This window comes from Candidatus Binataceae bacterium (genome assembly GCA_035294265.1).
In the GTDB taxonomy this organism is placed as follows: Bacteria; Desulfobacterota; Binatia; order Binatales; family Binataceae; genus DATGLK01.
The window spans coordinates 1-17,150 of the sequence record DATGLK010000012.1 but is presented as its reverse complement, the minus strand read 5'-3'; the positions used below and the strand labels follow the sequence as shown (position 1 = coordinate 17,150).

The 17,150-nt window shown below is 61.9% G+C and carries 31 protein-coding genes; all 31 read left to right on the top strand.

The window, feature by feature from the left end; genetic code table 11:
* Nucleotides 1–257: 257 nt before the first annotated feature.
* Nucleotides 258–629, top strand: a complete 372-nt coding sequence (rpsL, locus tag VKV28_02410; protein ID HLH75638.1) for a 30S ribosomal protein S12 — start codon at nucleotides 258–260, stop codon at nucleotides 627–629.
* 8 nt (nucleotides 630–637) lie between these two features.
* Nucleotides 638–1,108, top strand: coding sequence for a 30S ribosomal protein S7 (gene rpsG, locus VKV28_02405; GenBank protein HLH75637.1), 471 nt, complete (start codon nucleotides 638–640; stop codon nucleotides 1,106–1,108).
* Between the two features lie 25 nt (nucleotides 1,109–1,133).
* Nucleotides 1,134–3,221 carry an elongation factor G gene (gene fusA, locus VKV28_02400; GenBank protein HLH75636.1) on the top strand — a complete coding sequence of 696 codons (2,088 nt, stop codon included), beginning with the start codon at nucleotides 1,134–1,136 and terminating at the stop codon, nucleotides 3,219–3,221.
* Between the two features lie 32 nt (nucleotides 3,222–3,253).
* Nucleotides 3,254–4,453 (top strand): elongation factor Tu, encoded by a 1,200-nt coding sequence (gene tuf / locus VKV28_02395; protein ID HLH75635.1) that lies wholly within the window; start codon nucleotides 3,254–3,256, stop codon nucleotides 4,451–4,453.
* 66 nt (nucleotides 4,454–4,519) lie between these two features.
* Complete coding sequence (gene rpsJ / locus VKV28_02390) at nucleotides 4,520–4,828, top strand: 30S ribosomal protein S10 (protein HLH75634.1); 309 nt, start codon at nucleotides 4,520–4,522, stop codon at nucleotides 4,826–4,828.
* Nucleotides 4,829–4,832: 4 nt separating this feature from the next.
* Entirely contained in the window at nucleotides 4,833–5,498 is a 666-nt protein-coding gene (gene rplC / locus VKV28_02385) for a 50S ribosomal protein L3 (GenBank protein HLH75633.1), read from the top strand.
* The gene (gene rplD / locus VKV28_02380) at nucleotides 5,491–6,147 is read left to right on the top strand and encodes a 50S ribosomal protein L4 (GenBank protein ID HLH75632.1); all 657 of its coding nucleotides are present in this window, start codon (nucleotides 5,491–5,493) and stop codon (nucleotides 6,145–6,147) included. Before rplC ends, rplD begins: the two co-directional genes overlap by 8 nt.
* Nucleotides 6,144–6,431: a 50S ribosomal protein L23 gene (locus VKV28_02375; GenBank protein ID HLH75631.1), complete on the top strand. Its 288-nt coding sequence runs from the start codon at nucleotides 6,144–6,146 to the stop codon at nucleotides 6,429–6,431. The genes rplD and VKV28_02375 overlap by 4 nt, the downstream gene beginning before the upstream one ends.
* 9 nt (nucleotides 6,432–6,440) lie before the next feature.
* Nucleotides 6,441–7,274 carry a 50S ribosomal protein L2 gene (rplB, locus tag VKV28_02370; protein ID HLH75630.1) on the top strand — a complete coding sequence of 278 codons (834 nt, stop codon included), beginning with the start codon at nucleotides 6,441–6,443 and terminating at the stop codon, nucleotides 7,272–7,274.
* Nucleotides 7,275–7,280: 6 nt separating this feature from the next.
* A complete protein-coding gene (gene rpsS / locus VKV28_02365; GenBank protein HLH75629.1) occupies nucleotides 7,281–7,568 on the top strand; it encodes a 30S ribosomal protein S19 in 288 nt (95 codons plus the stop codon).
* A gap of 12 nt (nucleotides 7,569–7,580) precedes the next feature.
* On the top strand, nucleotides 7,581–7,919 hold the full coding sequence (rplV, locus tag VKV28_02360; protein HLH75628.1) for a 50S ribosomal protein L22: 339 nt from the start codon (nucleotides 7,581–7,583) through the stop codon (nucleotides 7,917–7,919).
* A 14-nt stretch (nucleotides 7,920–7,933) separates the two neighbouring features.
* A complete protein-coding gene (gene rpsC / locus VKV28_02355) occupies nucleotides 7,934–8,602 on the top strand; it encodes a 30S ribosomal protein S3 (protein HLH75627.1) in 669 nt (222 codons plus the stop codon).
* Between the two features lie 17 nt (nucleotides 8,603–8,619).
* A complete protein-coding gene (rplP, locus tag VKV28_02350) occupies nucleotides 8,620–9,045 on the top strand; it encodes a 50S ribosomal protein L16 (protein HLH75626.1) in 426 nt (141 codons plus the stop codon).
* Nucleotides 9,035–9,250: a 50S ribosomal protein L29 gene (rpmC, locus tag VKV28_02345; protein HLH75625.1), complete on the top strand. Its 216-nt coding sequence runs from the start codon at nucleotides 9,035–9,037 to the stop codon at nucleotides 9,248–9,250. The genes rplP and rpmC overlap by 11 nt, the downstream gene beginning before the upstream one ends.
* Nucleotides 9,243–9,497 carry a 30S ribosomal protein S17 gene (rpsQ, locus tag VKV28_02340; protein HLH75624.1) on the top strand — a complete coding sequence of 85 codons (255 nt, stop codon included), beginning with the start codon at nucleotides 9,243–9,245 and terminating at the stop codon, nucleotides 9,495–9,497. The genes rpmC and rpsQ overlap by 8 nt, the downstream gene beginning before the upstream one ends.
* 13 nt (nucleotides 9,498–9,510) lie before the next feature.
* A complete protein-coding gene (gene rplN / locus VKV28_02335) occupies nucleotides 9,511–9,879 on the top strand; it encodes a 50S ribosomal protein L14 (GenBank protein HLH75623.1) in 369 nt (122 codons plus the stop codon).
* A complete protein-coding gene (rplX, locus tag VKV28_02330) occupies nucleotides 9,879–10,205 on the top strand; it encodes a 50S ribosomal protein L24 (GenBank protein ID HLH75622.1) in 327 nt (108 codons plus the stop codon). Before rplN ends, rplX begins: the two co-directional genes overlap by 1 nt.
* 161 nt (nucleotides 10,206–10,366) lie before the next feature.
* Nucleotides 10,367–10,930, top strand: coding sequence for a 50S ribosomal protein L5 (gene rplE / locus VKV28_02325; GenBank protein ID HLH75621.1), 564 nt, complete (start codon nucleotides 10,367–10,369; stop codon nucleotides 10,928–10,930).
* Nucleotides 10,931–10,947: 17 nt separating this feature from the next.
* Complete coding sequence (locus VKV28_02320) at nucleotides 10,948–11,133, top strand: type Z 30S ribosomal protein S14 (protein HLH75620.1); 186 nt, start codon at nucleotides 10,948–10,950, stop codon at nucleotides 11,131–11,133.
* Nucleotides 11,134–11,144: 11 nt separating this feature from the next.
* Nucleotides 11,145–11,543: a 30S ribosomal protein S8 gene (gene rpsH, locus VKV28_02315; protein ID HLH75619.1), complete on the top strand. Its 399-nt coding sequence runs from the start codon at nucleotides 11,145–11,147 to the stop codon at nucleotides 11,541–11,543.
* Between the two features lie 7 nt (nucleotides 11,544–11,550).
* Nucleotides 11,551–12,102 (top strand): 50S ribosomal protein L6, encoded by a 552-nt coding sequence (gene rplF / locus VKV28_02310; protein HLH75618.1) that lies wholly within the window; start codon nucleotides 11,551–11,553, stop codon nucleotides 12,100–12,102.
* A gap of 5 nt (nucleotides 12,103–12,107) precedes the next feature.
* The gene (rplR, locus tag VKV28_02305) at nucleotides 12,108–12,467 is read left to right on the top strand and encodes a 50S ribosomal protein L18 (protein ID HLH75617.1); all 360 of its coding nucleotides are present in this window, start codon (nucleotides 12,108–12,110) and stop codon (nucleotides 12,465–12,467) included.
* Between the two features lie 41 nt (nucleotides 12,468–12,508).
* Nucleotides 12,509–12,997 carry a 30S ribosomal protein S5 gene (rpsE, locus tag VKV28_02300; protein HLH75616.1) on the top strand — a complete coding sequence of 163 codons (489 nt, stop codon included), beginning with the start codon at nucleotides 12,509–12,511 and terminating at the stop codon, nucleotides 12,995–12,997.
* Nucleotides 12,998–13,009: 12 nt separating this feature from the next.
* The gene (gene rpmD, locus VKV28_02295) at nucleotides 13,010–13,195 is read left to right on the top strand and encodes a 50S ribosomal protein L30 (protein HLH75615.1); all 186 of its coding nucleotides are present in this window, start codon (nucleotides 13,010–13,012) and stop codon (nucleotides 13,193–13,195) included.
* Nucleotides 13,196–13,225: 30 nt separating this feature from the next.
* The gene (gene rplO, locus VKV28_02290) at nucleotides 13,226–13,687 is read left to right on the top strand and encodes a 50S ribosomal protein L15 (GenBank protein HLH75614.1); all 462 of its coding nucleotides are present in this window, start codon (nucleotides 13,226–13,228) and stop codon (nucleotides 13,685–13,687) included.
* A 4-nt stretch (nucleotides 13,688–13,691) separates the two neighbouring features.
* Nucleotides 13,692–14,996 carry a preprotein translocase subunit SecY gene (gene secY / locus VKV28_02285; protein HLH75613.1) on the top strand — a complete coding sequence of 435 codons (1,305 nt, stop codon included), beginning with the start codon at nucleotides 13,692–13,694 and terminating at the stop codon, nucleotides 14,994–14,996.
* 7 nt (nucleotides 14,997–15,003) lie between these two features.
* Nucleotides 15,004–15,663, top strand: coding sequence for an adenylate kinase (locus tag VKV28_02280; GenBank protein ID HLH75612.1), 660 nt, complete (start codon nucleotides 15,004–15,006; stop codon nucleotides 15,661–15,663).
* Nucleotides 15,660–16,421, top strand: a complete 762-nt coding sequence (gene map / locus VKV28_02275; GenBank protein ID HLH75611.1) for a type I methionyl aminopeptidase — start codon at nucleotides 15,660–15,662, stop codon at nucleotides 16,419–16,421. The genes VKV28_02280 and map overlap by 4 nt, the downstream gene beginning before the upstream one ends.
* 2 nt (nucleotides 16,422–16,423) lie before the next feature.
* Entirely contained in the window at nucleotides 16,424–16,642 is a 219-nt protein-coding gene (gene infA, locus VKV28_02270; GenBank protein HLH75610.1) for a translation initiation factor IF-1, read from the top strand.
* 11 nt (nucleotides 16,643–16,653) lie between these two features.
* Complete coding sequence (rpmJ, locus tag VKV28_02265) at nucleotides 16,654–16,770, top strand: 50S ribosomal protein L36 (GenBank protein ID HLH75609.1); 117 nt, start codon at nucleotides 16,654–16,656, stop codon at nucleotides 16,768–16,770.
* A gap of 22 nt (nucleotides 16,771–16,792) precedes the next feature.
* A partial coding sequence (gene rpsM / locus VKV28_02260; GenBank protein ID HLH75608.1) for a 30S ribosomal protein S13 occupies nucleotides 16,793–17,150 on the top strand: 358 nt, incomplete at its 3' end.

The following is a 17,150-nucleotide window of genomic DNA, read 5'->3' as shown; positions in this document are numbered from 1 at the left end:
CCTAGGTAGGCCAAGATGAAAATGCGAGGGCCGTTGACACGGCCCTCGCAAGTCCGTAAATATCATCAGTTACGCCCAAGGGTATAAGGCCCTTGGGCGGTTCGTTTGTGTCTCAGGCGCCCGCTTGGAAGCGGTGGGGCCAACCAGTATAGTGAAACACCCATCGGCCCGATGGGGCATGAAGAGCCAGAGCAATTTCGACCGGCGGGGGCGGCGGATTCCGGGCAGCGGTCGAAGGGAAGAGAAGAGTTTTTAAGGTGCCAACGATTAACCAGCTTATCCGCGGTGCGCGGGTCAAAAAGCGCTATAAAACCAGTGCTCCGGCCCTGCAAGCCTCGCCCCAAAAGCGCGGCGTCTGCACTCGGGTTTACACCTCGACGCCGAAGAAGCCCAATTCGGCGCTCCGTAAGGTAGCACGCGTGCGGTTGTCCAACGGTTATGAAGTAACGACCTATATCCCCGGGGTCGGACACAATTTGCAGGAGCACTCGGTGGTGCTGATCCGCGGCGGTCGGGTCAAGGATTTGCCCGGCGTGCGCTACCACGTGGTGCGCGGCACGCTGGATTCAATCGGAGTGCAGGAGCGGCGGCAGGGCCGCTCCAAATATGGCTCGAAGAAACCTAAGTAAATAAGAAAATGCCACGCAAAGGTTCAATCAAGTTACGTGAGGTTGCCGAGGATCCAAAGTTTCACGATCGCACGGTAGCTAAGTTTATCAATACCGTGATGGAACGGGGCAAGAAGTCGCGTGCCGAGCAGATTTTCTATGGCGCGCTGGACTTGGTGGCCGAGCGTACCAAGGAAGAGGGGCTGGCTGTCTTCAAGCGGGCGCTAGAAAATGTGCGACCCGCGGTCGAGGTGCGATCGCGCCGGGTGGGCGGGGCCAACTACCAGGTACCGGTGGAGGTGCGGCCGGTGCGGCGCTCCTCGCTGGCAATGCGCTGGCTGGCGCAAGCGTCGCGCTCGCGGAGCGAGAAATCTATGGTGGAACGGCTGGCGGCCGAGATCGGGGAAGCTGCGGCCAACCGCGGCGGTGCGGTCAAGAAGCGCGAAGATACTCATCGCATGGCGGAAGCCAATAAAGCTTTCGCCCATTATCGCTGGTAACTCAGTTTAACCAAGTAGTTTTTTCATGGCTCGTGAAACACCGATAGAACGGGTGCGCAATATCGGCATTATGGCGCACATCGATGCCGGCAAGACCACCACGACCGAACGGGTGCTGTACTACACCGGGATCAATTACCGCATCGGCGAGGTCCACGAAGGGACCGCGACGATGGATTGGATGGTCCAGGAGCAGGAGCGCGGCATTACCATCACGTCGGCTGCTACCACCTGTTTTTGGCGTGACCACCGTATCAATCTCATCGATACGCCCGGTCACGTCGACTTCACAATCGAGGTGGAACGCAGCTTGCGCGTGCTCGACGGCGCAGTGGCGGTCTTTTGCGCGGTGGGCGGTGTAGAGCCGCAATCGGAGACCGTGTGGCGCCAGGCCGACAAGTACCGCGTTCCGCGCATCGCCTTCATCAACAAGATGGACCGGGTCGGCGCCGAGTACGAACGCGTGGTCGAGGAGATTCGCGACAAACTCAAGGCGGTGCCGGTGCTGATTCAACTGCCGGTGGGCAGCGAAGAACGCTTTACCGGTGTGATCGACCTGATCGAAGCGCGCACTCTGATCTGGGACAAGGATACGCTGGGCGCACAGTACCGGCTGGAGCCGATTCCCGCCGATCGGGTGGCCGAGAGCGAAGCCGCGCGCGAGCGGATCGTGGAAATTCTGGCCGACCACGACGAAGCCCTGATGGAGCTTTATCTGGAGGGCAAGAAGCCCGCGCCCGAGCTGATTCGCCAGGTGCTACGCCGCGCCACCTTGGAGATGAAAGTGGTCCCGGTCCTGATGGGCTCGGCCTTTCGTAACAAGGGCGTGCAGCCGATGCTCGACGCGGTGGTGGACTATCTGCCCTCGCCGGCGGACGTGCCGCCGGTCACCGGCTTGGTGGGCGAGAAGGTCGAGGAGCGCTGGCCACGCGACGATGCTCCCTTCGCCGCGTTGGCGTTCAAGATCATGACCGATCCCTACCTGGGCACCCTGACCTTCTTGCGGGTTTATTCGGGCAGCCTAGAAAGTGGCTCCTCGGTGCTCAACTCGACCAAGGGTAAGCGCGAGCGCATCGGACGGATTTTGAAAATGCACGCCAACAAGCGTGAAGAAATCACCGAGGTGCTGGCAGGCGATATTGCCGCGGTCGGATTGCGCGATACCACCACCGGCGATACCCTGTGCGACCCGGCCCATCCGATCATTCTGGAATCGATCGAGTTTCCCGAGCCGGTTATCCGCATTGCGATCGAGCCCAAGACCAAGGCCGACCAGGATAAGCTGGGCGAGTCGCTCAACAAGCTGGCCAAGGAGGATCCTTCCTTCCGGGTTTCCACCGATACCGAAACCGGGCAGACCCTGATAGCCGGGATGGGCGAGCTGCATCTAGAGATTATCGTCGATCGGCTGCTGCGCGAGTTCAAGGTCGACGCCACAATCGGCAAGCCCCAGGTGGCCTATCGCGAGACTATTCGGCGTACGGTGGAAGCCGAGGGACGCTTTGTGCGTCAGACCGGCGGCCACGGCCAGTTTGGCGTGGTCTTGCTGCGAGTCGAGCCGCTGGGCAAAGGCACCGGGTTCGAGTTTGTCGACGCCACCAAGGGCGGTTCGATTCCGCGCAACTTCATTCCATCGGTGGAGACCGGGGTTAAGGAATCGATGGAGAACGGGGTGTTGGCGGGCTATCCAATGGTGGATATCCGGGCTACCCTGCTCGACGGCCAATATCATGAAGTGGACTCCTCGGAAATCGCCTTCAAGATCGCCGGCTCGATGGCATTTCGGGAGGCGGCCGAGAAGGCCAGCCCGATCCTTTTGGAGCCAGTGATGGAAGTGGAAGTGGTGACGCCACAGGAGTTCATGGGCGAGGTGATCGGCGATATCAATTCCCGCCGCGGCAAGATTCTGAGCATGGAGAGCCGGGCTGGAGCGCAAGTGGTTGAGGCGCGGGTGCCGCTGGCCACGATGTTCGGGTATGCGACCCGGCTGCGCTCGATCACGCAGGGACGAGCGACCTATACGATGCAGTTTGCGGCCTACGAAGCGGTGCCGCAGCAGATTTACGAAGAACTAATGGCGCGTGCCAACGAAGGCGAAAGGGCGCGGGCTTGAGGCTTCAAGAGGGTTAAAGCGGAGGGCAGAACATGGGCAAGGCTAAATTCGAACGTAACAAGCCGCACGCCAACGTCGGCACGATCGGCCATATCGATCACGGCAAGACGACTCTGACCGCGGCCATCACCCGGGTCCTGGCGGCGCGCAAGCTGGCCCATTTCGTAGCCTTCGATCAGATCGACAAGGCACCCGAGGAGCGCGAGCGCGGCATCACCATCGCGATCGCACACGTCGAGTACGAGACCGCCAAGCGCCATTACGCCCACGTCGATTGCCCAGGCCATGCCGACTACATCAAGAACATGATCACTGGCGCGGCCCAGATGGATGGTGCGATCTTAGTGGTGGGGGCCAACGACGGGCCGATGCCGCAAACCCGCGAGCATATCCTGCTGGCGCGCCAGGTCGGCGTGCCCTCGATCGTGGTCTTCATGAACAAGGTGGACATGGTCGACGATCCGGAGCTGCTTGATCTGGTCGAGTTGGAAGTGCGCGACCTGCTCAAGAAGTACGAGTTTCCCGGCGACGATATTCCCATTATCCGGGGTAGCGCGCTGAAGGCGCTGGAATGCGGTTGCGGCAAGGATGATTGCGCCAACTGCAAGCCGATCCTGGAGCTGATGAATGCGGTGGATAGCTATGTGCCGCAGCCGGAGCGCGAGGTTGACCGCCCCTTCCTGATGCCAATCGAGGACGTTTTTTCGATCTCCGGCCGCGGCACCGTGGTCACCGGCCGAGTGGAACGGGGTCGGATCAAGGTTGGCGAGGAAGTGGAAATCGTCGGCTTCCGCGATACGCAGAAGACTGTGGTCACCGGGGTCGAGATGTTTCGTAAGATTCTGGACGAGGGCCAGGCGGGCGATAACGTCGGTGTCCTGCTGCGCGGCGTGAAGCGCGAGGAGGTCGAGCGGGGGCAGGTCCTGGCTCAGCCCGGATCGATCACGCCGCATACCAATTTCGAGGCCTCGGCTTATATTCTGACCAAGGAAGAGGGCGGGCGTCATACGCCGTTTTTCACCGGCTATCGGCCGCAGTTCTATTTCCGCACCACCGACGTGACCGGAGTCCTGCATCTGCCCGAGGGGACCGAAATGGTCATGCCGGGCGACAACATCAAGATTGTTGGCGAGCTGATCACGCCCGTGGCGATGGATGAAGGCTTGCGCTTCGCTATCCGCGAGGGCGGACGGACCGTGGGCGCGGGTGTGGTTTCCAAGATTATTAAGTAACAGGTCGGGCGCTTTGGCCTGGTCCAGGGGTACGTCGAACAGGAGCCTTGGGACGTGGCAGACAGGATGAACGATAAGATACGGATACGTCTTAAGGCGTACGATTACCGCTTGCTCGATCAATCGGTGCGCGAGATCGTCGATACTATCCGGCGCACTGGCGGTCGGGTGGCGGGACCCATTCCACTTCCCACCCGGATCGAGCGCTTCACCGTCAACCGCTCGCCCCACGTGGACAAGAAATCGCGCGAGCAGTTCGAGATTCGCACACATAAGCGGCTGCTGGACGTGCTCGAACCCACGCAACAGACTATCGACGCCCTGGGCAAGCTGGACTTGGCGGCCGGCGTCGATGTCGAAATCAAACTTGAGTAGGAACGTGCTGAGCGGATTGATCGGCAAGAAATTGGGCATGACGGAAGTGGCCGACGCCAGCGGGCGGCTGCGCGCCGTGACGGTGGTGGAGTTAGGGCCGTGCAGTGTGACCCAGCTCAAGACTGTCCCCACCGACGGCTACGATGGCGTGCAGGTGAGTTTCGGGCGCAGGCGCTCCTCGCGGATCACGGCACCGCTGCGCGGCCACTTCGCCAAGGCAGAAGTCGCTCCGGGCGAGGCCACGCGCGAGTTTCAGCGCCTGGGCGAGGGTGAGCTTAAAGTGGGTCAGGCGGTGACCGTGGCCGAGGTGTTTAAGGCGGGCGACCGGGTGGACGTGGCCGGAGTCTCCAAGGGACACGGTTACGCCGGCGTCATCAAGCGCCATCACTTCGCCGGCTTTCCCGGCTCTCATGGCACTCACGAGTACTTTCGCCACGGTGGATCCATCGGTAACCGCAGCTATCCCGGCCGGGTCTTCAAGGGCCTGCGGATGGCCGGGCAGATGGGTAATGCGGCGGTGACGGTGCCTAATTTGGAAGTCTTACAAGTGCGGCCTGAGGATCAGGCCATTGTGATCGCCGGAGCGATTCCGGGGGCGCGCGGCGGGTTGGTGATAGTGCGCCATGCCACCAAACATCGGCGTAGCGAAGCGGAGCGAGCTCATGGCTGATTCGATTACAGAGAGCGCGACTACCCGTCTGCCGCTGTTCTCGGCCAGCCAGCAAGCCAGTGGCGAAATCGAGTTGAGCGCGGCCGTCTTTCGCCATCAGGGTGACCCGGCGCTGATGCACGAGGCGGTGCGCATGCAAATGGCCAACCGGCGGGCGGGTACCGCGGCGACCAAGACCCGCGGCCTGATTTCGGGCGGCGGGATTAAGCCGTGGAAGCAAAAGCATACCGGACGGGCTCGCGCCGGCTCCACGCGCTCGCCATTGTGGCGCCATGGCGGGACTACTTTCGGCCCTCAGCCGCGCGACTATTCCTATCGGATTAATAAGAAGAGCTGGCTCAAGGCGCTATGTCTGGCGCTGTCGGACCGGGCGCAGCAGGGCCGCGTGGTGGTGGTCGAAGAGTTCTCCCTGCCCGAACTCAAGACCAAGGTGGCGGCGGCGGCGCTCAAGCGATTGGGATTGGAGAGCGCCCTTATTTTGCTGGCCGAGGGCGAAGAGAAAGTAGTGTTAGCGCTGCGCAACTTGGCTGCGTTCAAGGTCTTGCCGGTGAACGCGGTCAACGTGTATGACCTGCTGCGCTATCCCGCGCTGTTGCTCACCACGCGGGCGGCGCGCGCCCTGGAGGAGCGGCTGGGAGGGGGGCAATGATCGACTACGCAATTATCGAGGCACCCCTTATCACCGAAAAAGGCACGGTGGTGGGGGAGAAGGCCAACCAGTTCGTCTTCCGGGTGCGGCGCGATGCCAGCAAAGGGGCGATCGCCCAGGCCGTGCAGGAGCTGTTCAAGGTCAAGGTTTTGCAAGTACGCACCATCAATATGATGGGCAAGCGGCGGCGGGTGGGCCGCAGCCAGGGGCAGCGTTCGGATTGGAAGAAAGCTTACGTCACCCTCAGGGAGGGTGATCGGATCGAGTTCTTCGAGGGAGTATAGGGGCGCGAAATGGCGACGATTCAGTTAAAACCGCGCACCCCGGGCCAGCGCTTCATGCAGGTGGCCGACTTCAGCGGGCTCAGCCAAAAGCCGCCCGAGAAACGGCTGCTAGCGCCGCTGAAGAAGTCGGGCGGGCGTAACAACCGCGGTCGCATGACCGTGCGCCATCGCGGCGGCGGCCATAAGCGGCGCCTGCGGGTGATCGATTTCAAGCGCGACAAGGACGGCGTGCCGGCGGTAGTGGCGGCAGTGGAGTACGACCCGAATCGCTCGGCCAATATCGCGCTGCTCCATTATCGCGACGGTGACAAGCGCTACATTCTGGCGCCCGAGGGGTTGAAGGTCGGCGACGCGGTGGAATGCGGGCCAGCAGCCGATATCAAGCCGGGCAACGCACTGGCCTTGCGCAATATCCCGATGGGCACCTTCGTTCACGCCATCGAACTCAAGCCGGGCAAAGGCGCGCAGCTTGCGCGCGGGGCCGGCGCGCAGGCCCAGTTGATGGCCAAAGAGGGCAAGTTCGCGCTGCTCAAGCTGCCCTCAGGCGAACAGCGGATGGTGCTGGCGGCCTGCCGCGCCACGGTGGGCCAGGTTGGCAACCTGGATCACGAAAACCTCTCGATGGGCAAGGCGGGCCGGATGCGCCATCTGGGCTGGCGATCGCGGGTACGCGGGGTGGCGATGAATCCGGTGGACCATCCTCATGGCGGGGGCGAGGGCCGCTCCAAGGGCAATCATCCGCAATCGCCGTGGGGGATGCCGACCAAAGGTTACAAGACGCGGGGTAAGAAGCTGTCGGATCGCTACATCGTCAGCCGCCGCCCGCGCGGGGTGCGAGGCTAGAGAGTTATGAGGTCGCTCAGCAAGGGGCCGTTCGTCGACGAACATCTGCGCAAGAAGGTGGCGGCGGCGATCAGTTCGGGGGAGAAACGGATCATCCGGACCTGGTCGCGCCGCTCGACGATTACGCCCGAGATGGTGGCGTTGACCTTCGCGGTCCACAACGGGCACAAGTTCGTGCCCGTGTATTGCACCGAGAACATGGTGGGACACAAGCTGGGCGAATTCTCGCCCACCCGCACCTTTCACGGCCATGCCGGCGATCGCAAGGGCGAAGTGCGCGGGCAGCGGGGCTGAGGGTAGAAGGCGATGGAAGCGGTAGCGAGGACCAGGTTCGTGCGCATCTCGCCGCAAAAGCTGCGGCTGGTATGCGCTTTAATCCGTGGCAAGAGCCTGGAGCAGGCGGTCGCGGTGCTGCGCTTTACCCCCAAGCGGGGCGCGCGCATCCTGTCCAAGACCCTGTTGGCGGCGGTGGCCAACGCGCGCAATCAACAAAACGTGGACGAAGATCGGCTGTTCATCAAACGGGTGGTGGCCGATGCCGGCCCGACCTGGAAGCGCAGCATGCCGCGGGCCCATATGCGAGTGACCCCGATTTTCAAACGCACCAGCCATCTGACCGTGGTGGTCGATGAGCGGCCCGAGTAGATAAGGCTTAAGCGATGGGACAGAAGACACATCCGCGGGGCTTTCGCCTGGGCGTAATCGAAACCTGGGATTCCAAGTGGTTCGCGCATCACCCCTATGCCAGTTTGCTGCATGAAGATTTACGCTTGCGCGATTTTATCAAGAAGCGGCTTTATCATGCCGGGATTTCGCGGATTGAAATCGAGCGGATGGCGAACAAGGCCAAGATCAATATCCATACCGCGCGCCCGGGTATCGTGATCGGCAAGAAGGGCGCCGAGATCGAGAAGCTAAAGGTCGATATCCAGAAATTGATGAAAGGCAAGGAAGCCTACATCAATATTCACGAGGTACGCCGGCCCGATCTCGATCCGCAGTTGGTGGCGGAAAACGTGGCCCTGCAACTAGAACGGCGGGTCGCCTTCCGCCGCGCGATGAAGGAAGCGGTGACGCGGGCGATGCGGATGGGCGCGCAGGGGGTCAAGATTCACGTCTCGGGCCGCTTGGCCGGGGCCGAAATCGCGCGGCGAGAATGGTATCGCGAGGGGCGGGTGCCGCTGCAGACCTTGCGCGCCAACGTGGCCTACGGCTTCGCCGAGGCCAAGACCACCTACGGGGTGATTGGGATCAAGGTCTGGATCTTCCGCGGCGAGGTTATCACGCGGCAGGAGGAAGAGGATAAGCGCGCCGCCGGGATGGCCTGAGCGGGCTTAGGATCGGCATGTTACAGCCTAAGAAAACCAAGTACCGCAAGATGCAGAAGGGACGTCGGCGCGGCACCGAATCGCGCGCCGTGGAGCTGGCCTTTGGCGATTACGGCCTCAAGACTCTGGAGCGGGCCTGGCTGTCGGGACGGGCGCTGGAAGCGGCTCGAATCGCGCTTACCCGCCATATCAAACGCGGCGGGCGGGTGTGGATCCGGGTGTTTCCTGACAAGCCTATCAGCAAGAAGCCGGCCGAGACTCGGATGGGCAAGGGCAAGGGGGCGCCTGAGGCCTGGGTGGCGGTTATCAAGCCGGGGCGGATTTTGTTCGAGATGGAAGGGGTAGATCCGGCCACGGCCCATGAAGCGTTGCGGCTGGCGGCACATAAGCTGCCGATTCGGACCATGGTGATCGAGCGGGAGGCACAGGCGGTTGGAGCTTGAAGAATTACGGCAAATGAGTGCCGAGGATCTGCGGGTCAAGGAGCGTGAGGTGCGCGAGGAGCTATTTCGCTTGCGGCTGAAACTACGCACCAACCAGCTCGACAATCCCACCGGTTACCGGCGGGCGCGCCAGGAGTTGGCCCGAATCCTTACCCTGATTACTCAAAAGCAGCGAGCGGCGGAGGGCGCTAGCGCCCATGCGTGAGCGAATAAAGCAGCGCGAAGGTTTGGTGGTTTCGGCCAAGATGATCAAGACCGTGGTGGTACAGGTCGATCGCTTGGTGGTCCATCCTTTGTACGGCAAACGGATGCGGGTCCATACCCGGGTCAAGGCCCACGACGAGCAGGGGCAGTGTCGGGCGGGTGACCGCGTGCTGCTGATCGAGAGTCGGCCGCTATCTAAGGACAAACGCTGGCGGGTCAGCCGTATCCTGATCCGGGCGGCGGGTTGAGGGGCGCGCGGCGATGATTCAGACCCAAAGTGTATTGGACGTGGCGGACAATTCGGGCGCCCGCAAAGTGATGTGCATCAAGGTGTTAGGGGGTTCCAAGCGCAAGTACGCGACCATCGGCGACGTCATCGTGGTAGCAGTCAAGGAGGCTATCCCCAACGCCAAGGTCAAGAAGGGCGACGTGGCCAAGGCGGTGATCGTGCGCACGGCCAAGGAGATCGGGCGGGCTGACGGTAGCTACATCCGCTTTGACAACAACTCGGCGGTGCTGGTGGACAATCAGCATGAACCGATCGGGACCCGTATTTTTGGCCCGGTGGCGCGCGAACTGCGGGCCAAGCGATTTTTGAAGATCATCTCGTTGGCGCCCGAGGTGCTGTGATGGTGTCGCGCAAGATCAAGAAAAACGATCTGGTGATGGTCGTCACTGGCCGCGAGCGGGGCAAGACCGGCAAGGTGATGCGGGTGCTGCCGCGCGAGGGCAAGGTCGTGGTGGAGCGGCTCAACGTGGTCAAGCGCCACAGCAAGCCGCGCGGTGCGGCCAGTCCGGGCGGGATCGTGGAGAAGGAAGCACCGTTGGATTTGTCCAACGTGATGCTGTTTTGCGAGCGCTGCAACGCGCCGGTGCGGGCCGGCTTTAAACTGGCTTCCGACGGCAGTAAAAGCCGCATCTGCCGGCGCTGCCAGGAGGCCCTGGGGAACGACTGATGGCGGACAAGCAACCCAAGGGTGCGCGGCCCGAGGCAACGCGCACCGCGAGCGGGCAAGGCAAAGCCGCTCGGCAACGCAAAAGCAGTGCGGCCGAGCAGCCGGTAGCCGCGGCGGAAGCGGCCGAGCAGGTCGCGCAGCAGCCGGCGGGGCCGGCCCGCCTGCGGCTGCATTACGAGCAGCAGATCGCGCCCGAGCTGATGCGTGAGCTCAAGATTGATAACCGCTGGCGGGTACCGCGGCTGGACAAGATCGTGATCAACATGGCGTTGGGCGAGGCGCGCGAGAACGTCAAGATTCTGGATTCCGCGGTCGAAGAACTCGGCCTGATCGTGGGTCAGAAGCCGGTCATCACGCGGGCCCGCAAGGCGATATCGAACTTCAAGCTGCGCGAGGGGATGCCTATTGGCGTGATGGTGACCTTGCGGCGCGACCGGATGTATGAATTTTTCGATCGGCTGGTCAACGTGGCTTTGCCCCGCGTGCGCGACTTTCGCGGAGTCTCGGAGAAAGCCTTCGACGGCCGAGGCAATTATTCGCTGGGAATTCGCGAACACACGATTTTTCCCGAACTTAACCTGGACAAGGTGGAGCGGGTCAAGGGGCTTACTGTCTCCATCATCACCACCGCGCTTAGCGACTTTGAAGGACACATGCTGTTGCGCGCGATGGGGATGCCCTTTCGTGGCGCGGGCGGCGAGCGCGACGCCAGGACGGCGGCGTAAGCCGGGGAGCTATTGGGATGGCGAAGACGTGTTTGATCGTCAAGGCGTTGCGGACGCCCAAATTCAAGGTGCGCCAGCACAACCGATGCACCCACTGCGGGCGGCCGCGGGCCTTTTATCGACGCTTCAAGATTTGTCGGATTTGCCTGCGCAACCTGGCGCTCAAGGGCGCTTTGCCGGGCGTGATCAAGGCGAGTTGGTAGGGTAGGGCAAGATGTCGCTCAGCGATCCGATCGCTCAGATGTTGACCAGTATCCGCAATGCGGCTCATGCCCGCCATGCGGAAGTGGAAGTGTCCCATTCGCGCTTGCGCGAGGCGCTGGCCCGCGTGCTGGTGGCCGAGGGTTTTTTGGCGTCGGCTGAAGTCAGTGGCGAAGGGTATCGCCGCAAATTGCTGTTGCGCCTGCGCTATACCGAAGAGCGCCAGCCGGTAATGCGCGGTCTGCAGCGGGTCAGTCGGCCCGGCCTGCGCCATTATGCGGGCGCGGGCAAGATGCCAAAGATTCGCGCCGGCATGGGCTTGCACGTGGTTTCCACCCCGCTGGGAGTGATGACCGACCGCGAGGCGCGGCGCAAGAACGTTGGCGGCGAAGTGTTGTGCGCGGTCTGGTGAGGCTACCATGTCACGGATAGGAAAATTGCCGGTGGTGCTGGACAAGGGAGTCAAGCTCCAAACCAACGGTCGGCTTGTCAAGTTGGAAGGGCCCAAGGGGAAGGCCGAGTTGGAGTTGCCCACCGGCTTCGGGCTGGAGCAGAGCGATTCCACGGTCGAGCTCAAGCGACCGGGGGATTCTAATCGCGAGCGTGCTCTGCACGGGTTGACCCGCAAGCTGCTGGCCAATATGGCTCAAGGCGTCAGCAGGGGTTTTACCCGGGTTCTGGAGATAAATGGGGTGGGCTACCGTGCGGAATTGCGCGGCACCAACCTGCATATGACTCTGGGCTATTCGCATCCGATCATATTTCAGCTGCCGCCCGGTATCAGCGCCCGGGTGGAGCGACAGGTCTTGATCACTCTGGAAGGGAGCGACAAGCAGCTTTTGGGAATGGTAGCTGCGCAACTGCGCGCGCTGCGGCCGCCGGAGCCGTACAAGGGTAAGGGCGTGAAGTACGCCGAGGAAACGATTAAGCGCAAGGCGGGCAAGGCTGCGGCCGGCTCCAGCGGAGGCTGAGGACGATGATTTCCAGGGTGGAAAAACGCATGGCGCGGCGGCGGCGGGTACGAAAGCAGGTGCGCGGGACAGACGCCCTGCCGCGACTGTCAATCTACCGCTCGCTCCATCATATCTATGCCCAGGTGGTATCGGACGAATCGGGCCGCACGATGGCCGCCATCTCGACCGCTGTCCCGGCGGTGCGCGAGCAGCTCAAGAGCACGCGCGATATCAAGGCGGCACAATCGGTGGGCCGCGCAATTGCCGCGCGCTGTCTGGAGATGGGTTTGGCGCAGGTCGTTTTCGACCGCAATGGCTTTCTCTACCACGGTCGGGTCAAGGCGCTAGCGGACGCCGCCCGCGAAGCTGGGCTTAAGTTTTAGAGGGAAGAATTATCGTGGCCGAACGAATTGATCCGCAGGGAATGGATCTGAAGGACAAGGTGGTCCATATCAACCGCGTGGCCAAGGTCGTCAAGGGCGGTCGCCGCTTTTCGTTCAGCGCCTTGGTGGTGGCTGGCGATCAGAATGGATTGGTCGGCTTTGGCTTGGGCAAGGCCAACGAAGTGCCCGAGGCCATTCGCAAGGGTGGCGAGCGGGCTAAAAAGAGTCTGATCCGGGTACCCCTGCGCGATGGCACGATTCCGCATGAGGTGCTGGGTCGTTTTGGCGCGGGCAAGGTGATGCTCAAGCCGGCAGTGGAGGGGACTGGCGTGATCGCGGCGGGCGGGGTGCGCGCGGTGGTCGAGCTGGCCGGAATTCGCAACGTTTTGACCAAGCGACTGGGCTCCTCCAACCCGCACAACCTGGTCAAGGCGACGATCGAGGCGTTGACGGAATTACGGACACCCGAAGCAGTGGCGAAGGTGCGCCAGATGGCGGCAGTGGCGGCCGAACCGGCCACCGCCAGCTAAGGAGTTCAAGCAATGGCCGAGATGATTCGGGTCAAGCTGGTTCGCAGTCCGATCGGTACCACCCGGCGCGTGCGCGAAACCTTGCGCGGTTTGGGCCTGACTCGGATGGGGCGCGAGCGCGAGGTTCCCAATACTGCTGCGATCGCCGGGATGCTGCGGCGGGTCCGCCATTTGATTCAACAACAGCCCGGGGCTTAGGTCGCGGGAGTAACCTGGTAGAGATTTTAGATGGACCTCAGATCCTTGCATCCGGCACCGGGCTCGACCAAACGGCGCAAGCGCGTCGGACGTGGAATCGGTTCGGGGAACGGTAAGACCGCTGGGCGTGGCCATAAGGGGCGCGGCTCGCGCAGTGGCGGCAATACTCCGCCCAGTTACGAAGGCGGCCAAATGCCGCTGCAGCGACGCCTACCCAAGCGCGGTTTTCATCGTTTGCCGAGCAATCAGCGCGAGCGCGACAGTGTCGCCGTGGTCAACCTGAATCGGCTCGGGGATTTCCCGGCTGGGTCAACCGTCGACCCGCAGGAGTTGGTAGCGGCCGGGTTGGTCCGAGCCGGCGCACGAATTAAAGTTTTGGGTGAAGGTGAGCTGGGCGCCGCGCTTACCATCAAGGCCCACGCGTTCTCCAAGAGCGCTCAGGACAAGATCACGGCGGCCGGTGGGACCGCCGAAATTATCGAGGCAATTTGAAGTAATGCTGGAAGGTTTTTCCAACGCCTCCCATATTCCCGAGTTACGCCGCCGGTTGTTGTTCACGGTGGCGATGCTGGCGGTGTACCGCATCGGCGTCGCGGTCCCGACTCCGGGAATCGATGGGCAGGCGCTGGCGGCCTTCTTTGACGCCGCTCAGAGTACGCTGTTCGGTTGGGTCAACCTGTTTTCAGGTGGCGCCTTGGAGCGCTTTTCGGTCTTCGCGCTGGGCATCATGCCCTACATCTCGGTGGCGATCATTTTGGACTTGCTGAAGGTCGCCTCGCCCTATCTGGACGAGCTGTATAAAGAGGGTGAGGCCGGGCGGCGCAAGATTACGCAGTACACCCGCTACGGCACAGTGGGATTGTCCATCGTGCAGGGCTTGATGATTGCGATTTCGCTGGAGAAGATTCAGGCCCCCGGCGGCGGCTCGGTGGTTTATGCGCCAGGGTGGTCCTTCCGCATCATCACGGTGTTGACCTTGACCGCGGGCACGATGTTCATCATGTGGGTGGGTGAGCAAATCACCGAGCGCGGGATTGGCAACGGGATCTCGCTGATCATCATGGCGGGAATCGTGGCTCGGCTGCCCAGCGCTTTGAGCACCACCGTGCAGTTCGTGCGGGAGGGCGAAATGAGCCTGTTCCTGCTGCTGTTCGTGCTGCTGGTCTCGGTGGCGGTGACGGCGGGAATCGTCTACGTGGAGACCGCTCAACGGCGCATCCCCGTGCAATACGCCAAGCGGGTGGTCGGACGGCGCATTTACGGCGGCCAGAGTTCCCATCTGCCGCTCAAGATCAATACTTCGGGCGTGATCCCGCCGATTTTTGCCTCGTCCATTCTGGTCTTTCCGGCCACGGTGGCGACCTTCGTGCCCTCGCTCAAGAACTACTCGGCTTATCTGACTCCCGGCGGCTGGATTTACGACGTGGTGTACGTCGTATTGATCATATTTTTCACTTATTTCTATACAGCGGTCACGTTCAATCCAGTAGATGTAGCGGACAATCTTAAGAAATACGGCGGCTTTATTCCGGGGATCAGACCCGGGCGCTACACCGCCGATTACATCGATCGGGTGCTGTCGCGTATCACTTTGGGCGGGGCGATTTACGTAAGCGCGGTATGCGTACTACCCACAATCTTGATCGAGCAGTTTAACGTTCCCTTCTACTTTGGCGGCACCGCGCTACTGATTGTGGTGGGAGTGGCATTGGATACTTTGGCGCAGATGGAGACCCATCTGCTGACGCGTAACTACGAAGGTTTCATGCGGCGGGGTCGGATTAAGTCCAGGAAGGGTTGAAACAACGGTGCGCGTGGTTTTACTGGGGCCGCCCGGAGCGGGTAAGGGTACTCAGGCCAAGATGTTGGAGGACGAGCTGAACATTCCTCAAATCGCCAGCGGCGATCTGTTACGCATCGCGGTGCGCAACAAAAGCGCGCTGGGACAGGAAGCGCGCCGATATATGGAGCGTGGCGCATTGGTTCCCGACGAATTGGTCTTGCGGATGATCGAAGAGCGTTTGCAACAGCGTGACACCCAGGGCGGCTTTGTGCTGGACGGCTTCCCGCGCACCTTGGCGCAGGCCGAAGCGCTGCGCCTGACGCTCGAACGGGCCGGAGGGCCGCTGGACCTGGTGCTGGCGCTATTGGTCAGCGACGAGGAAGTGGTCAGGCGCATCTCCGGACGACGCACCTGCCGCACCTGCGGGGCGATTTACCATTTGATTTTCGATCCGCCGCGCAATATCAACGTGTGCGACCGCTGTCAGGGCGAGCTTTATCAACGCGATGATGATGCCGAGGAGACGGTCAGGAACCGCCTGGCGACCTACCATCGGCAGACTAAACCGTTGCTGGACTATTACGAGCGCCAGGGACTACTCAGGTCGATCGACGGACAGGAGCGGATGGAGGCCGTGCACGAGCGGATCATGGCGGCGCTGGGCGCGGCGGCGCAGCGAGCATGATTGAACTAAAAACTGACGCCGAGTTGGCGGTGATGCGCAAGGCCAGCCGAATCGTGGCCGAAATTCTGGACGAGCTGCGCCAGACCGTGCGGCCGGGGATTTCCACGGCGGAACTGGATGAGCTGGCTGAGCGGCGCACTCTGGAGAAGGGTGCGCAGCCGGCTTTCAAGGGGTACGGGCCGCATGGAATCCCGTTCCCGTGCAGCCTGTGCGTGTCGGTGAACGAAGAGATCGTGCACGGTATTCCGGGGCGTCGCCGCCTGCGGCCGGGTGATATCGTCAGTTTGGATTTTGGCGTAATTTATCAAGGTTTCTACGGCGATGCGGCACTGACGGTAGCGGTCGGAACGATCAGCCCGCAAGCCGAGCGTTTGATGGAAGTTACACGGGCCGCCTTGTATGCCGGGATCGAACAGGCGCGGGCGGGCCAACGGATTAGCGATATCGCTCGCGCGGTGGAGCGAACAGCCCACCAGGCGGGCTTCGCGGTAGTCGAGGAATTTGCCGGTCACGGGATTGGCCGCCGTTTGCACGAAGAGCCGCAGGTGCCCAATTATTTCAGCCGCGGGATGCCTAATCCGCGGCTGCAGGTGGGAATGGTGCTGGCGATCGAGCCGATGGTCAATCAGGGCGGGCGCGATTTACGCATTTTGAGCGATGGCTGGACGGCAGTGACGACCGATGGCAAGTTGTCGGCCCATTTTGAGCATTCGGTCGCGATTACCGAGCGCGGCCCGGAGATATTAACCGAGCTATAAGTATGTCCAAGGGCGATGCCATTGAAGTAAGCGGGGTGGTGCAGGAAGCTCTGCCCAACGCCATGTTCCGGGTTTCGCTGGACAATGGCCATCGAGTGCTGGCGCACATCTCCGGCAAGATGCGCATGCATTACATCAAGATTTTGCCCGGCGACAAGGTGACGGTGGAGCTGTCGCCCTATGACTTGTCGCGCGGACGTATAACGTACCGGATGCGCTAGGAGGTAGCCCGATGAAGGTGCGGGCATCGGTGAAACGGATTTGTAAGAACTGCAAGGTGGTGCGCCGCCAGGGGGTGATCCGGATTATCTGCGCGACCAATCCCCGCCACAAGCAGCGCCAAGGATAAGCAGGGATAAGGACGAGGTCTAATGGCACGCATCGCAGGGGTGGAATTACCGCGGGGCAAGCGCGTAGAAATCGCGTTGACCTATATCTACGGCATCGGGCGCAGCACGGCGCGCAAGCTGTGCCTGGAGGCCCGGGTCGACTTGGATAAAAGCAGCGATGACCTGAGCGATGACGAGCAGGTACGCATTCGGCAGCTTATCGATCAGCGTTACAAAGTGGAGGGGGATTTGCGGCGCGAGGTACAGCAGTCGATCAAGCGCCTGATGGACTTGGGTTGCTATCGCGGTCTGCGCCACCGGCGTGGGCTTCCGGTGCGCGGTCAGCGCACTCATACCAACGCGCGCACTCGCAAGGGGCCGCGCAAAATCGTGGCGGGCA

Coding starts and splice junctions, on each gene's coding strand:
- rplX (HLH75622.1), top strand. CDS start 9,879: ATGGTGTCGCGCAAGATCAAGAAAAACGATCTGGTGATGGTCGTCACT.
- rpsH (HLH75619.1), top strand. CDS start 11,145: ATGTCGCTCAGCGATCCGATCGCTCAGATGTTGACCAGTATCCGCAAT.
- rplO (HLH75614.1), top strand. CDS start 13,226: ATGGACCTCAGATCCTTGCATCCGGCACCGGGCTCGACCAAACGGCGC.
- rplD (HLH75632.1), top strand. CDS start 5,491: ATGGCTGATTCGATTACAGAGAGCGCGACTACCCGTCTGCCGCTGTTC.
- fusA (HLH75636.1), top strand. CDS start 1,134: ATGGCTCGTGAAACACCGATAGAACGGGTGCGCAATATCGGCATTATG.
- rplB (HLH75630.1), top strand. CDS start 6,441: ATGGCGACGATTCAGTTAAAACCGCGCACCCCGGGCCAGCGCTTCATG.
- rpsE (HLH75616.1), top strand. CDS start 12,509: ATGGATCTGAAGGACAAGGTGGTCCATATCAACCGCGTGGCCAAGGTC.
- rplF (HLH75618.1), top strand. CDS start 11,551: ATGTCACGGATAGGAAAATTGCCGGTGGTGCTGGACAAGGGAGTCAAG.
- rpsJ (HLH75634.1), top strand. CDS start 4,520: ATGAACGATAAGATACGGATACGTCTTAAGGCGTACGATTACCGCTTG.
- rplR (HLH75617.1), top strand. CDS start 12,108: ATGATTTCCAGGGTGGAAAAACGCATGGCGCGGCGGCGGCGGGTACGA.
- secY (HLH75613.1), top strand. CDS start 13,692: ATGCTGGAAGGTTTTTCCAACGCCTCCCATATTCCCGAGTTACGCCGC.
- rpsG (HLH75637.1), top strand. CDS start 638: ATGCCACGCAAAGGTTCAATCAAGTTACGTGAGGTTGCCGAGGATCCA.
- infA (HLH75610.1), top strand. CDS start 16,424: ATGTCCAAGGGCGATGCCATTGAAGTAAGCGGGGTGGTGCAGGAAGCT.
- rpmD (HLH75615.1), top strand. CDS start 13,010: ATGGCCGAGATGATTCGGGTCAAGCTGGTTCGCAGTCCGATCGGTACC.
- rpsS (HLH75629.1), top strand. CDS start 7,281: ATGAGGTCGCTCAGCAAGGGGCCGTTCGTCGACGAACATCTGCGCAAG.
- rplP (HLH75626.1), top strand. CDS start 8,620: ATGTTACAGCCTAAGAAAACCAAGTACCGCAAGATGCAGAAGGGACGT.
- tuf (HLH75635.1), top strand. CDS start 3,254: ATGGGCAAGGCTAAATTCGAACGTAACAAGCCGCACGCCAACGTCGGC.
- VKV28_02375 (HLH75631.1), top strand. CDS start 6,144: ATGATCGACTACGCAATTATCGAGGCACCCCTTATCACCGAAAAAGGC.
- map (HLH75611.1), top strand. CDS start 15,660: ATGATTGAACTAAAAACTGACGCCGAGTTGGCGGTGATGCGCAAGGCC.
- rplV (HLH75628.1), top strand. CDS start 7,581: ATGGAAGCGGTAGCGAGGACCAGGTTCGTGCGCATCTCGCCGCAAAAG.
- rpmJ (HLH75609.1), top strand. CDS start 16,654: ATGAAGGTGCGGGCATCGGTGAAACGGATTTGTAAGAACTGCAAGGTG.
- rpsC (HLH75627.1), top strand. CDS start 7,934: ATGGGACAGAAGACACATCCGCGGGGCTTTCGCCTGGGCGTAATCGAA.
- rpsQ (HLH75624.1), top strand. CDS start 9,243: ATGCGTGAGCGAATAAAGCAGCGCGAAGGTTTGGTGGTTTCGGCCAAG.
- rplN (HLH75623.1), top strand. CDS start 9,511: ATGATTCAGACCCAAAGTGTATTGGACGTGGCGGACAATTCGGGCGCC.
- VKV28_02320 (HLH75620.1), top strand. CDS start 10,948: ATGGCGAAGACGTGTTTGATCGTCAAGGCGTTGCGGACGCCCAAATTC.